This window comes from Cytobacillus solani, assembly GCF_001420595.1.
Classification (GTDB): Bacteria; Bacillota; Bacilli; order Bacillales; family Cytobacillaceae; genus Cytobacillus; species Cytobacillus solani.
This window is the reverse complement of sequence record NZ_LJIX01000003.1, coordinates 107,358-119,279: the sequence shown is the minus strand read 5'-3', so window position 1 is coordinate 119,279 and position 11,922 is coordinate 107,358. Positions and strand designations below refer to the sequence as shown.

At 38.8% G+C, this 11,922-nt stretch carries 18 protein-coding genes; 2 read left to right on the top strand and 16 right to left on the bottom strand.

The annotated features are described in order from the left end of the window. The first annotated feature begins 39 nt into the window (after positions 1–39). A complete protein-coding gene (gerD, locus tag AN957_RS00660) occupies positions 40–678 on the top strand; it encodes a spore germination lipoprotein GerD (protein ID WP_053478231.1) in 639 nt (212 codons plus the stop codon). A 44-nt stretch (positions 679–722) separates the two neighbouring features. Here gerD and AN957_RS00655 read toward each other — a convergent pair whose 3' ends face one another. The 3 genes from AN957_RS00655 to AN957_RS00645 form a co-directional block, all read right to left on the bottom strand. Next, positions 723–1,781, bottom strand: a complete 1,059-nt coding sequence (locus AN957_RS00655; RefSeq protein ID WP_053478294.1) for an Mrp/NBP35 family ATP-binding protein — start codon at positions 1,779–1,781, stop codon at positions 723–725. Positions 1,782–1,951: 170 nt separating this feature from the next. Beyond that, on the bottom strand, positions 1,952–2,668 hold the full coding sequence (gene cwlD / locus AN957_RS00650; RefSeq protein ID WP_053478232.1) for an N-acetylmuramoyl-L-alanine amidase CwlD: 717 nt from the start codon (positions 2,666–2,668) through the stop codon (positions 1,952–1,954). A gap of 91 nt (positions 2,669–2,759) precedes the next feature. Beyond that, a complete protein-coding gene (locus tag AN957_RS00645) occupies positions 2,760–3,203 on the bottom strand; it encodes a YbaK family protein (RefSeq protein WP_053478233.1) in 444 nt (147 codons plus the stop codon). A gap of 240 nt (positions 3,204–3,443) precedes the next feature. On the opposite strand from AN957_RS00645, the gene AN957_RS26545 reads away from it, so the two are divergent. Further along, a complete protein-coding gene (locus AN957_RS26545) occupies positions 3,444–3,542 on the top strand; it encodes a YjcZ family sporulation protein (protein ID WP_075209061.1) in 99 nt (32 codons plus the stop codon). A gap of 93 nt (positions 3,543–3,635) precedes the next feature. Here AN957_RS26545 and AN957_RS00640 read toward each other — a convergent pair whose 3' ends face one another. The 13 genes from AN957_RS00640 to infA all read right to left on the bottom strand — a co-directional run bounded on the left by AN957_RS00640 (position 3,636) and on the right by infA (position 11,751). Then, positions 3,636–4,028, bottom strand: a complete 393-nt coding sequence (locus tag AN957_RS00640) for a hypothetical protein (RefSeq protein ID WP_053478234.1) — start codon at positions 4,026–4,028, stop codon at positions 3,636–3,638. Positions 4,029–4,238: 210 nt separating this feature from the next. After that, positions 4,239–4,631, bottom strand: a complete 393-nt coding sequence (gene rpsI / locus AN957_RS00635) for a 30S ribosomal protein S9 (protein WP_053478235.1) — start codon at positions 4,629–4,631, stop codon at positions 4,239–4,241. Positions 4,632–4,652: 21 nt separating this feature from the next. Continuing rightward, the gene (rplM, locus tag AN957_RS00630) at positions 4,653–5,090 is read right to left on the bottom strand and encodes a 50S ribosomal protein L13 (RefSeq protein ID WP_053478236.1); all 438 of its coding nucleotides are present in this window, start codon (positions 5,088–5,090) and stop codon (positions 4,653–4,655) included. 195 nt (positions 5,091–5,285) lie between these two features. Continuing rightward, entirely contained in the window at positions 5,286–6,023 is a 738-nt protein-coding gene (gene truA / locus AN957_RS00625) for a tRNA pseudouridine(38-40) synthase TruA (RefSeq protein ID WP_053478237.1), read from the bottom strand. A gap of 12 nt (positions 6,024–6,035) precedes the next feature. After that, the gene (locus AN957_RS00620) at positions 6,036–6,833 is read right to left on the bottom strand and encodes an energy-coupling factor transporter transmembrane component T family protein (RefSeq protein ID WP_053478238.1); all 798 of its coding nucleotides are present in this window, start codon (positions 6,831–6,833) and stop codon (positions 6,036–6,038) included. Next, the gene (locus AN957_RS00615) at positions 6,830–7,699 is read right to left on the bottom strand and encodes an energy-coupling factor ABC transporter ATP-binding protein (RefSeq protein WP_056681740.1); all 870 of its coding nucleotides are present in this window, start codon (positions 7,697–7,699) and stop codon (positions 6,830–6,832) included. Before AN957_RS00615 ends, AN957_RS00620 begins: the two co-directional genes overlap by 4 nt. Then, positions 7,675–8,517 carry an energy-coupling factor ABC transporter ATP-binding protein gene (locus AN957_RS00610; protein WP_056681738.1) on the bottom strand — a complete coding sequence of 281 codons (843 nt, stop codon included), beginning with the start codon at positions 8,515–8,517 and terminating at the stop codon, positions 7,675–7,677. The genes AN957_RS00615 and AN957_RS00610 overlap by 25 nt, the downstream gene beginning before the upstream one ends. 506 nt (positions 8,518–9,023) lie before the next feature. Beyond that, positions 9,024–9,386, bottom strand: a complete 363-nt coding sequence (gene rplQ / locus AN957_RS00605) for a 50S ribosomal protein L17 (RefSeq protein WP_053478241.1) — start codon at positions 9,384–9,386, stop codon at positions 9,024–9,026. Positions 9,387–9,466: 80 nt separating this feature from the next. Beyond that, entirely contained in the window at positions 9,467–10,411 is a 945-nt protein-coding gene (locus AN957_RS00600; RefSeq protein ID WP_053478242.1) for a DNA-directed RNA polymerase subunit alpha, read from the bottom strand. A gap of 173 nt (positions 10,412–10,584) precedes the next feature. Next, on the bottom strand, positions 10,585–10,974 hold the full coding sequence (rpsK, locus tag AN957_RS00595; RefSeq protein WP_053478243.1) for a 30S ribosomal protein S11: 390 nt from the start codon (positions 10,972–10,974) through the stop codon (positions 10,585–10,587). Positions 10,975–10,995: 21 nt separating this feature from the next. Then, entirely contained in the window at positions 10,996–11,361 is a 366-nt protein-coding gene (gene rpsM / locus AN957_RS00590; RefSeq protein WP_053478244.1) for a 30S ribosomal protein S13, read from the bottom strand. Between the two features lie 22 nt (positions 11,362–11,383). Next, the gene (rpmJ, locus tag AN957_RS00585; RefSeq protein ID WP_000868344.1) at positions 11,384–11,497 is read right to left on the bottom strand and encodes a 50S ribosomal protein L36; all 114 of its coding nucleotides are present in this window, start codon (positions 11,495–11,497) and stop codon (positions 11,384–11,386) included. Between the two features lie 35 nt (positions 11,498–11,532). Continuing rightward, positions 11,533–11,751 carry a translation initiation factor IF-1 gene (gene infA / locus AN957_RS00580; RefSeq protein WP_009336604.1) on the bottom strand — a complete coding sequence of 73 codons (219 nt, stop codon included), beginning with the start codon at positions 11,749–11,751 and terminating at the stop codon, positions 11,533–11,535. Between the last annotated feature and the right edge of the window lie 171 nt (positions 11,752–11,922).

Sequence of the window (11,922 nt, the reverse complement as noted above, 5' to 3'; positions counted from 1 at the left end):
CATTCTAACATTAAGGACATCTCTGAAAGGAGCTTCTATATGTTAAAAATATTCCGTATACTCGTCCCTTCAATGCTAATTATGATGCTCGCAGGCTGTGGCTCAGGTGAAGCTGGCGGCAATAATTTGGATTATGAACAAACAAAGAAAATGATTGTGGATATACTAAAAACAGATGATGGCAAAAAAGCAATACAGGAGCTAATGGAAGATGACAAAATGAAGCAGAAGCTTGTAATGGACCAAACGGTTGTTTCAGAAACGATCGAAAGGACATTAACCTCGGATAAGGGAACAGAATTTTGGAAAAAGTCCTTTGAAGATCCTAAATTTGCTGAAAGCATTGCAAAAAGCATGAAAAAAGAAAATGAAAAGCTTTTAAAGGATCTAATGAAGGATCCTGAATACCGCGGAATGATGATAGAAGTTTTAAAAGATCCTGAATTAGAAAAAGAAGTCACTAATGTATTAAAAAGCAAGGAATATCGTGAACATTTGCAGACCGTTGTCACTGAAACATTTGAGAGTCCGCTCTTTAAGGCAAAAATCCAAGAAATTCTCCTAAAAGCCGCTAGTGAAGTAAAAAGCGGTGAAAAAGGAGGAGAAAGCGGAGAGCAAAGTGATAAAGAGCAAGGCGGTGATCAAGGTGGAGGCCAGAGTGGCCAAGGCGGCAGCTAATCCCAAGAAAAAAACCTCTTTTCACAAAGTGAAAAGAGGTTTTTTTATTTGCCTTCAAGAGAATAAACGACTTTCTGTGCAATTTCAGTATAAATTTTTCCCAACCTATGATCTTCTTGATATACAGAAGGAGCAAACTCCTTTTCATCCCAGTCTGGTTGTTGAAGAGGCAGCTGACCTAAAACGTCTGTTTTTAATTCTTCAGCAAGTTTCTGTCCTCCGCCTTGACCGAAGACATATTCCTTCTCACCCGTAAGCTTACTTTCAAAATAAGCCATGTTTTCAATAACACCTAAAATTTCATGTTCAGTTTTTATGGCCATCGCACCAGCTCGAGCAGCAACAAATGCAGCAGTTGGATGTGGAGTAGTAACAACGATTTCTTTACAAGCTGGAAGCATTGTATGAACATCCAGTGCCACATCACCTGTTCCAGGAGGTAAATCAAGTAATAAGTAATCAATGTCTCCCCATTCTACTTCATTGAAAAAGCTATTAAGCATTTTTCCAAGCATTGGGCCTCTCCATATAATTGGAGCATTGTCTTCAACAAAGAAACCCATAGAAATGACTTTTACACCAAAACGATCAACCGGAATAATCTTCTCTCCTCTTACAACAGGGCGTGTCGTAATCCCCATCATATCAGGCACACTAAATCCGTAAATATCAGCATCAATCAAGCCGACCTTTTTCCCTAATCGTGCTAATGAGACTGCAAGGTTCACCGAAACAGTAGATTTCCCAACTCCACCCTTTCCACTCGCAATCGCAATAAAGGTCGTCTTGCTATCAGGAGACAGCAACCCTTTATCTTCTTCTTTCACCGCTTGACGATACTGGGCTAATACAGATTCCGGCAGTTCACTAAACCGGATACCAACAGTTGCTGCACCTGCTTCCTTTAACAAATTCACAATTTGTGTTTGAAGCTGTAGCTGCTCAGCACTACCTGTTTTTGCAATTAATATCTTTACACTTACATGATTTTTATCTTCCTTGATTTTCACTTCATCAATGGCACCGAGTTCACCTAGTGTTTTATGTATAAATGGCTCTTGAACTCCACTTAAAACTTCTCTAATATTTTGTTCCGTTAACATACTAGCACCTGCCTTTATGAATTCGTTTCCATTAAAGTATAACATAATGTTAGTGCGCTACAGTTAATTCTATCACACCTTATCAAATTAAAACCAATACTCGTACTTCCTATAAATTTTCAATTAATCGGTTTCTTTAGAGCACAAAAAAAGATGCCTTTTAGCATCTTTTATTCCTCTTCCTTTAATTCTTTTTCATCGGAAAAATACCTGAGAATCCCCATATATATCGAGGCTGCTACTTTATTCTGGTATTGCTCTTTCTTCAAATTTTCTTTTTCAGCTGGATTGGATAAAAAGCCTACTTCCACTAAAGCGCCAGGAATTTCAGCGTTTTTTAAGATATATACATTATTTAATTTCTTTGCTTTTCGATTCGTGTTTTCTAAGTTTCGTCTTAGTTCATCCTGTATAAACTTTGCCGCCCTTGCGTTTTCATCTTTATGAGATGCATAGAAGGTCTGTGCGCCGCTCCAGCGTGAAGAAGGAATCGCATTTAAATGAATGCTCGCAAAAAACTCAGCCCCTGACGTATTAATCAGTTCGAGGCGCTTCTTTAAATCCTCTACTTTTCGTCTGCTATATCCTCTTGTGCCATCTGGAGCCAGGTCACGATCATCTTCTCTCGTTAAAATGACAAGCGCTCCCTGTTCTTGAAGATATTCTCTCACCTTCAGTGTCACATCAAGGGCAATTTCCTTCTCAAGTGCATCCTCGTCCCCCGCTCCGCCATCTGGACCACCATGACCTGGATCAAGTAAAATAATCTTCCCAGTTAACGGCAAATGCCATGATTCCCAAGAATCCTCTTCTGAAAAATCATATTGCAAAATTAAAAATAGGACGATAAGTCCAATGGCGAATGCCGCAGCTTTTAATTTTTTCATATTCCCTGTCAACCTCCCGCTCGTCCTCCATTAAAATATATGGGACAAGGTAAAGAGATAGAACTAGGAAACACAGTAGTTAGGAGCGAAATTAATGAAGACGGAGTTTATGTCTCCTTTGACCTTTTTGAAACCCCTCCATCCACCAGGTATTTACATATTCCTCACATAAGTAATAGAGAGATTCACTTATTATTCCTTCTTCCCCATGACCCCAATATAAGAGGAAGTTGTAAAGTGTATCTGAAAAATGCTGTATCTCGTATCGGCAACGATTTCTTACGTCTTCCGCAGGTTCGCCATATAATCCAAATCGGCTAAAATGAGCACCTAATAAATACGCTTCAATCGCTACATCATAGCAAGCTTCTTCAATCCCAGCATTCATCATAAGCCCAGATACAAATCTTGAGGATCCAAAATGATGCTGAACTTTTTCCTTTAATGCCTTTATAGAAATTTCCTTTAAAATGGACTTTTCATATTTAATTTGCTTTTCACGTTTCTTTTCTGCAAAGGTTGTAATTACATTCATGCCTTCCCACCTCTTAATGATAGTCTTTAACCGCAAAAGGAGAGACATACAAAAATGCAGACGCTTTTGTCTGCCAATTTTGTATAAATCCTTCAAAAAAATTCTTTATGTAATCATTTTTTGATTAAAAAGTAAAATTCCGCAATACAATCAATATGCTTGTCCTATTCAAAGTTTGATTCAATTCATACCTTATAGATGAAAGAGCTCTTTCAAAACTATTCGAAGGAGGAAAAACAAATGGCTGAAACTAGAGGATATGGAAATGGAAATGGCAGCACCTTTGTGCTAATTGTCATATTGTTCATATTGTTGATCATTATTGGCGCTGTATTTTAAAGGAATAGGAGCAGTATCAATCTAATAGCGATACGAGTTGCATCAAAATGAATGAGGCTGACTTATTAGGGGATATAATAAGTCAGCCTTTTTTTATTCATTTTCATTATTCTTATTTAATTCATATAGATCTCCCGCAATTTTTGCCATCTTTAACAGTTTTTCTAGATTAAAGCTATTGAGAAAACTAAAAGGATGTTTAGCTGGCTCTGATGGTTGAAATTCCTTAGTGGATTTAATGTTTTCTAACTTGTCGTTTATTTGGGTCATTTCAATTAATAATTTATTTACATTTTCACGTTGTATTTGTGTAGATTCGTTTATGCTTGAGATTTCATTGACTAGTCTAATCAATATTTCCTCATTTTGTGATGGAGCTTTTCCCACCTTTTCTCGACCTTGCATTTGTTCCATAATTAAATTTAATGCCTCTCCTTGCCTGACTAACTCCTTTAATAGTATTTCTTTATAATCGCCTTCGCTCATTCACATGAACCCCTTTCTTATTAATTGTAAGGACGCTTAACTTAGTATCAATCCATTGAACGAGTTTTCTATTTTTAAGCTTGTCCGGGTTATCATATGTTGAACAATGGCAAGTTGTATAGATAAAAGCTATGTCTCCTCACGAAAATTCTAATTTTATATAAAAAAGACCCCCAACCAAATTGGTTGAGAGTCTTTGAAAAGTTGATATTAACGTTTTGAGAACTGAGGTGCACGACGAGCGCCTTTAAGACCGTATTTTTTACGTTCTTTCATACGAGCGTCACGAGTTAATAGACCTGCAGCTTTTAGTGTTGGACGGTATCCTGGATCAGCTTGAAGTAACGCACGAGCGATACCGTGGCGAATTGCGCCAGCTTGACCAGTGTATCCTCCACCATTAACATTTACATGTACATTATAGCTGCCTTGTGTTTCAGTAGCTACAAGCGGTTGATTTACAACTGCACGCAATGCTGCAAATGGGATATAATCTTCAATTTCACGACCGTTGATAATAATTTGACCATCGCCTGGAACTAAACGAACTCGTGCAACGGAGCTCTTACGACGACCAGTACCAATATATTGAACCTGTGCCAAGTTAATAACCTCCCCTAAAAATTATCCACGAAGTTCGTAAACTTCAGGTTGTTGTGCTTGGTGCTTATGTTCAGCGCCAGCATATACGTGTAATTTCTTGAACATTTGACGACCAAGAGAATTCTTTGGAAGCATGCCTTTAATAGCAAGCTCTAACATTCTCTCAGGGTAGTTTGTACGCATTTCATTAGCAGTTCTAGTTTTTAAACCACCTGGGTGTAAGCTGTGACGGTAGTAAATCTTGTCAGTAAGCTTTTTACCAGTTAAGTGGATTTTTGAAGCATTAAGAATAATTACATGATCACCAGTATCAACATGTGGTGTATAAGTTGGTTTATGTTTACCACGTAGGATTGATGCAACTTCACTAGCAAGACGACCTAAAGTTTTGCCTTCAGCATCAACTACGTACCATTTACGCTCGATATTGTTTGCATTCGCCATAAACGTTGTACGCATCAATTTTCCCTCCTAAAATTTCCATTATTCATTCATTTGGTTTCATTTATCTTAGACACAATAAGTTCCGGGGCTTATCGTGGTTTTAATAACAATACCTTTGCTATGATACACTTTTCATCGACTAATGTCAATAAAATGTTACGCCAGGTTTAGTTGTTTTAATGTTTTTTTATAATGACACCTATTTTCACTTCAATAATGCACTTCCCATAAATACAAACCTTGTGCCGGCGCTGTTTTCCCTGCATATACACGATCCCTTTTTTCAAGTATATCTGGTATGGATCCGGGAGAAATATCACCTGCACCCACCCCTAGAAGCGTCCCCACTAAAATGCGAACCATATTATACAAAAAACCATTTCCGACGAAGCGGAAAATCAGCATATCTCCCTCTTCTACCACTTCTATCTTACGTATTTCACGTACCTTATCAACAACATCTGTTTTAGCTGAGCAAAAGCTTGTAAAGTCATGTTCTCCAATCAAAAAGGGGACAGCTTCATTAACTTTCTTAATATCTAAAGAATATGGATACTGATAAGCGTAATTTCGTTTAAATGGGCTGCGCTGCAAGGAACGATAAACGAAATAACGATATTCCTTCCCTTTTGCATCAAAACGGGCATGAAAATCATCGGCAGCCATTTCTGTATGAATGATGGCGATATCTTCCGGTAACAGCGTATTTAACGCAACCTCCCACTTTTCCAAAGGAATCTTAAGAGGGGAGTCAAAATGAATCACCTGCCCCCTTGCATGAACGCCAGCATCCGTTCTGCCCGAAGCACTAACCTTGACATCCATATCTTTATGAAGCTTTCTAAGCGCCTTCTCCACTTCACCTTGCACTGTCCGCTTATTTGGCTGGACTTGATAGCCAGCAAATTGTGTACCATCATAAGAAATTATACATTTATATCTTTGCATCACATTGCTCCATTACGTTCGAAATAGGACTAATAAAGCTGTTAAAATTCCAAGAAATACGAGCATTGAAGTATCCTTAATCCCCCAGCTAAGCTGCCTGTACTTCGTCCTGCCTTCTCCGCCTCTGTAGCCCCTTGCTTCCATCGCTGTAGCAAGCTCTTCTGCCCTTTTAAAGGAATTGACAAAAAGCGGGATCAATAGGGGGATAATCGCCTTCACTCTATCTTTAATCGGCCCGCTAGAGAAGTCGACTCCTCTAGCTGTTTGTGCCTTCATGATCTTATCTGTCTCTTGCATCAAGGTCGGTATAAAGCGAAGCGAAATGGACATCATGAGAGCAAGCTCATGTACAGGAAATTTTACTTTATTTAACGGATGAAGTAAGTTCTCTAATCCATCTGTTATTTCAATCGGCGTCGTCGTTAATGTAAGAATCGATGTCATCAATATAAGTAGGAAGAAGCGTAAGGATATGAAAATCCCCTGCCTTAAACCTTCTTCATAGATGGAGAACCAGCCAGCTTGAAATAAGAGTTCCCCTTCCTTTGTTAAAAACAAATGCAAGAGCAATGTAAAAAGTACAAGCCATAGTACAGGCTTCAGTCCCGATATAATAAACCGAAAGGGCACTTTAGATAAAGAAATCATTACCAATGTATAAATCGCTAATAATCCATATGTTAGGCTATTATTTGCGATAAAAACAATACAAACAAATAAAAAGATGATCACTAGCTTTGAACGCGGATCCATGCGGTGAATCAGCGATTGAGCAGGAACATAACGGCCAAAAATCATCTTCTCCATCATTTCTGCCCACCCCCCTTTAGTAAAGAGGCAATTTCCTTAGTTAGCATCTCCACAGTTAAACAAGTTTGCGAAAACTTTATATGAAAGGTTTCTTCGATTTTTTGCTGGAAGCGTACGACCTCAGGCACATCTAACCCAAGCTGCATCAAGTCTTCAGGAGAAGTGAAAATTTCCTCTGGCGTTCCTTTCTTATACACTTCCCCATTTTGCATAATAACAATGTGGTCTGCGTATTTAGAAGCATCCTCCATACTATGTGTGACTAGCACAGTCGATAGTTTTCTCTCAATATGAAGAGCATGGAACATATCCATAATTTCCTTTCTCCCGCGTGGATCAAGTCCTGCAGTCGGCTCGTCCAGTACGATAACATCTGGTTCCATTGCTAACACACCAGCAATGGCTACTCTGCGCATTTGACCGCCAGATAGGTCGAACGGGGATTTGCTCAATATCTCTTCAGAAAGTCCGACTTGTTTAATTGCTACCTTTGCCCTTCTCTGCGCTTCTTCCATCGTTACGCCAAAATTCATCGGTCCGAAGCAAATATCTTTTTCAACCGTTTCTTCAAACAATTGATGCTCTGGAAACTGAAAAACGATACCTACCTTCTGCCGTACTTCCTTTAAATTTTTTTGCTTTTTATCTGCCGTGACTTCTTTATCCCCAATGACAACTTTACCTGCAGTTGGCTTTAATAAGGCATTCAAATGCTGCAAGACCGTTGATTTCCCGGAGCCTGTATGGCCAATAATCGCTAGAAAGGTTCCTGATGGAATATTAATAGACACATCCTTAATGGCAAGGCGTTCAAAAGGGGTTTTAGCCTGATAACGGTATTCTACTTTTTGTAGTGAGATGTCCATAACTCTGCCACCAACTCTTCTTCTGATAAAAAATGCCTAGATAGTGAAACCCCTTGTTCCTTTAGAAGCTTACTCAATTTAACTGGGAATGGAATGTCCAAGCTAAGTTGAACAAGTTCTTCATCCAATTGAAATATTTCTTTCGGACTACCTTCCCGGTAAAGTTCCCCTTTATTCATTACAATGATCCGATCCGCCTTTACTGCCTCTTCTAAATCATGCGTAATCGAAATGACTGTCATATGGTGGTTCTCTTTTAACTCTCTAACCGTCTCCAAAACCTCTTCTCTACCTCTTGGATCAAGCATCGAGGTTGCTTCATCCAAAATAATAATCGAAGGTCTAAGTGCGATGACACCAGCAATAGCCACTCTTTGCTTCTGGCCACCGGATAGATGGTGCGGCTCTTGATCAAGAAATTGAGCCATTTTTACCTTTTCCAGCGAATACTTGACTCTTTCTAGCATTTCTTCTCGAACAATTCCGTTATTTTCTAAACCAAAAGCCACATCATCCTTTACAGTTGTTCCAACAAATTGGTTATCAGGATTTTGAAAGACCATACCAATCTTTTTTCTTATCTCCCATACTGATTCCTCTGTAAGAAGCATCCCATTCACCTTAATTGAACCTTCTTGAGGAAAGTGTAACCCATTTAATAGCTTAGCGAGGGTTGATTTACCAGAACCGTTATGACCGACTAATGCTAGCCATTCGCCCTCATATATATCAAAAGAAACATTTCTTAGTGCAAACCCAGTCTCTAAAGCATACTGAAATGAAATATTATCTAATTGAACTAGCTTTTCTTTACTCAAAGCAGCTCCTCCTCTCAACTTACTCTTCTCTATTCTAAACTGTTCTCCTAACCAATCAAAACAAATTTATAAATAAAAAACCCGCCATTTTTGGCGAGCTTCAATAGCAAAGACAGTAAATTTATCAAAAAAATATATTAAAAGACCATTACAAACAAGAAAAGCGCTAATTTCCAAATCTGCTATTCGAGCTTATAAAATGTCAATACTGTCCCTATTTAAGCCCATTCAACAGTATCCTATTTAAAAAAGCCCGCACCTTCCCGAAAAACAGGCCTCCACCTGCTTAGCGCTAAGACAAATATAAATCGGAAAGGTGCAAGAAGAGCTAGACGCGACATGATCTTAGAAAGCTTATGCATATGCATAAATCATACACCTGTAATTTGTGTATGAACGAATCATGCCCATCGTAACACTCACTTTGGCTACTTCCTTACAGAAGTTTGTTCTATTACAGAAAAAGGGCAAAGAACAAACTGTCCTGCCCTTCATCCGAATAGAAATTAAACTAACTCGATAATTACCATTGGTGCACCGTCACCGCGACGAGGTCCAAGTTTCATAATACGAGTATATCCACCTTGACGTTCTTCATAACGAGAAGCGATATCGCTGAATAATTTTTGAACTGCATCTTGCTTTGTTTCAGCGTTAGCTACCTCATTACGTACGAATGCAGCTGCTTGACGACGAGCATGCAAATCGCCACGTTTTCCAAGAGTGATCATTTTTTCAACAACTGAACGAAGTTCTTTCGCACGAGCTTCAGTTGTTTCAATACGCTCATTGATGATTAAATCTGTTGCTAAGTCACGTAGCATAGCTTTACGTTGAGAGCTAGTACGTCCTAACTTTCTGTATCCCATGAAAGTTTCCCTCCTTTGTTGAAGTCATTCTTAAGCCGATAAGCTACAAGAATTATGACAGGTTAACAAACGTTAACTAATCAATCATCTTTACGTAAGCCTAATCCAAGCTCTTCTAGTTTGTGTTTAACTTCCTCAAGAGACTTTCTGCCTAAGTTACGTACCTTCATCATATCTTCTTCCGTCTTATTAGCTAATTCTTGAACGGTATTGATACCAGCACGTTTTAAACAGTTATATGAACGAACAGAAAGATCTAGTTCTTCAATGGTCATCTCAAGTACTTTTTCTTTTTGATCTTCTTCTTTTTCAACCATGATTTCAGCATTTTGAGCTTCATCAGTTAATCCAACGAAAATATTCAAATGCTCAGTTAAGACTTTCGCACCAAGTGCAACAGCATCTTGTGGACCTGTACTTCCATCAGTCCAAACATCGAATGTTAACTTATCATAGTTAGTCATTTGTCCTACACGTGTATTTTCAACCTGATAAGACACACGTGAAACTGGTGTGTAAATAGAATCGATAGGAATAACACCAATCGGCTGATCTTCTCTTTTGTTCTGAACAGCTGGCGTATATCCACGGCCTCTTCTTGCAGTTAGACGCATGCGTAAATGACCATTAGCACCTAAAGTCGCAATGTGTAAATCAGAATTAAGGATTTCTACATCACTATCATGGGTAATGTCAGCAGCATGAACAACGCCTTCACCTTTTACATCAATTTCAAGAGTTTTCTCTTCATCAGAGTAAATTTTTAGTGCAAGTTTCTTAATGTTTAAAATGATAGATGTTACATCTTCTACGACGCCTTCAATTGTTGAGAACTCATGAAGTACCCCATCAATTTGAATCGATGTGACTGCGGCACCTGGGAGTGAGGATAAAAGGATACGACGTAAGGAGTTACCCAAAGTAGTACCATATCCACGCTCAAGCGGCTCTACGACGAACTTCCCGTACTTGGCATCATCGCTGATCTCAACCGTTTCGATTTTTGGTTTTTCTATTTCGATCATGAAAATATACCCTCCTTCAAAACGTCGAAACCCCGGTTAGCATACTAACCGAAATTCCCCCATGTATACGTTCCCGTTTTGTGCACAACAACTGGAATAATTATCCTGTATAAACATAAAACATTTACATCATATCCCATTATAGACAAGGATACAAATTCTATACAGAAAAATTAAACACGGCGGCGTTTTGGTGGGCGACATCCGTTATGTGGAACTGGAGTCACGTCTCTGATAGCAGTTACTTCAAGACCAGCAGCTTGTAGCGCACGAATAGCCGCTTCACGTCCTGCACCAGGTCCCTTAACAGTTACTTCAAGAGATTTCATTCCGTGTTCCATAGATGACTTCGCTGCAGTTTCTGCTGCCATTTGAGCTGCGAAAGGAGTAGATTTACGTGAACCTTTAAATCCTAGCGCACCAGCACTTGACCAAGAAAGTGCATTCCCATGAGCGTCAGTAATAGTTACAATTGTGTTATTAAAAGTAGAACGAATGTGTGCAACACCTTGTTCAATATTCTTTTTCACACGACGTTTACGTGTATTAGTTTTGCGTGCCATTTAAAGTACCTCCTTTACCGATTATTTCTTCTTGTTCGCTACAGTCTTACGAGGACCTTTGCGTGTGCGAGCGTTATTTTTAGTGTTTTGTCCGCGAACCGGTAAACCACGGCGATGACGTAGACCACGATAGCTTCCGATCTCCATTAAACGCTTAATGTTAAGTGAAACCTCACGACGAAGGTCACCTTCAACCTTTAGCTTATCGATGACTTCACGGATTTTATTTAACTCATCTTCTGTTAAATCACGAACACGAGTGTCTTCAGAAACACCAGCTTCTGCTAATACTTTCTGAGCAGTATTTTTACCAATCCCATAGATGTAAGTTAATGAGATTACTACACGTTTTTCACGTGGAATATCTACACCAGCAATACGTGCCATAAATTAGCGCACCTCCTTGTTATTAACCTTGTTTTTGTTTATGTTTAGGGTTTTCACAGATAACCATAACTTTTCCACGTCTGCGGATAACTTTGCACTTTTCGCAGATCGGTTTAACAGATGGTCTTACTTTCATTATCCTAACCTCCTTAATAGTACGGAGTGCAATGGTTATTTAAAACGATAAGTGATTCTTCCGCGAGTTAAATCATATGGAGATAGCTCCACAGTAACTTTATCTCCTGGTAAAATACGAATAAAATGCATGCGGATCTTACCAGAAACATGAGCCAACACCGTATGACCATTTTCTAATTCTACTTTAAACATGGCATTTGGCAAAGTATCAACCACTGTGCCTTCAATTTCAATTACATCGTCTTTCGCCATCAAACAGTCTCCTTTCTTTATTCAAATACGAACTCATTTATCTTTGCAAAAGCAAAGCTTGTTTTCCATCATTACACGCCGGATTTTTCGAGAAATATATTTGAAACTAACAACCTTATGATTATAGCACAGAAACGGAACAAAATTGAAATGATATATTTAAATACAAAC

What these genes read in the sequence shown, in the direction of transcription:
- infA (WP_009336604.1), bottom strand. Translation starts at nt 11,751, where the DNA reads ATGGCGAAAGACGATGTAATTGAAATTGAAGGCACAGTGGTTGATACT.
- rpmJ (WP_000868344.1), bottom strand. Translation starts at nt 11,497, where the DNA reads ATGAAAGTAAGACCATCTGTTAAACCGATCTGCGAAAAGTGCAAAGTT.
- rplQ (WP_053478241.1), bottom strand. Translation starts at nt 9,386, where the DNA reads ATGGGATACAGAAAGTTAGGACGTACTAGCTCTCAACGTAAAGCTATG.
- AN957_RS00620 (WP_053478238.1), bottom strand. Translation starts at nt 6,833, where the DNA reads ATGATGGAGAAGATGATTTTTGGCCGTTATGTTCCTGCTCAATCGCTG.
- truA (WP_053478237.1), bottom strand. Translation starts at nt 6,023, where the DNA reads ATGCAAAGATATAAATGTATAATTTCTTATGATGGTACACAATTTGCT.
- rpsK (WP_053478243.1), bottom strand. Translation starts at nt 10,974, where the DNA reads ATGGCACGCAAAACTAATACACGTAAACGTCGTGTGAAAAAGAATATT.
- gerD (WP_053478231.1), top strand. Translation starts at nt 40, where the DNA reads ATGTTAAAAATATTCCGTATACTCGTCCCTTCAATGCTAATTATGATG.
- rplM (WP_053478236.1), bottom strand. Translation starts at nt 5,090, where the DNA reads ATGCGTACAACGTTTATGGCGAATGCAAACAATATCGAGCGTAAATGG.
- AN957_RS00600 (WP_053478242.1), bottom strand. Translation starts at nt 10,411, where the DNA reads ATGATCGAAATAGAAAAACCAAAAATCGAAACGGTTGAGATCAGCGAT.
- AN957_RS00615 (WP_056681740.1), bottom strand. Translation starts at nt 7,699, where the DNA reads ATGGACATCTCACTACAAAAAGTAGAATACCGTTATCAGGCTAAAACC.
- AN957_RS00640 (WP_053478234.1), bottom strand. Translation starts at nt 4,028, where the DNA reads ATGAGCGAAGGCGATTATAAAGAAATACTATTAAAGGAGTTAGTCAGG.
- AN957_RS00645 (WP_053478233.1), bottom strand. Translation starts at nt 3,203, where the DNA reads ATGAATGTAATTACAACCTTTGCAGAAAAGAAACGTGAAAAGCAAATT.
- AN957_RS26545 (WP_075209061.1), top strand. Translation starts at nt 3,444, where the DNA reads ATGGCTGAAACTAGAGGATATGGAAATGGAAATGGCAGCACCTTTGTG.
- AN957_RS00655 (WP_053478294.1), bottom strand. Translation starts at nt 1,781, where the DNA reads ATGTTAACGGAACAAAATATTAGAGAAGTTTTAAGTGGAGTTCAAGAG.
- rpsM (WP_053478244.1), bottom strand. Translation starts at nt 11,361, where the DNA reads ATGGCACGTATTGCTGGTGTAGATATTCCACGTGAAAAACGTGTAGTA.
- cwlD (WP_053478232.1), bottom strand. Translation starts at nt 2,668, where the DNA reads ATGAAAAAATTAAAAGCTGCGGCATTCGCCATTGGACTTATCGTCCTA.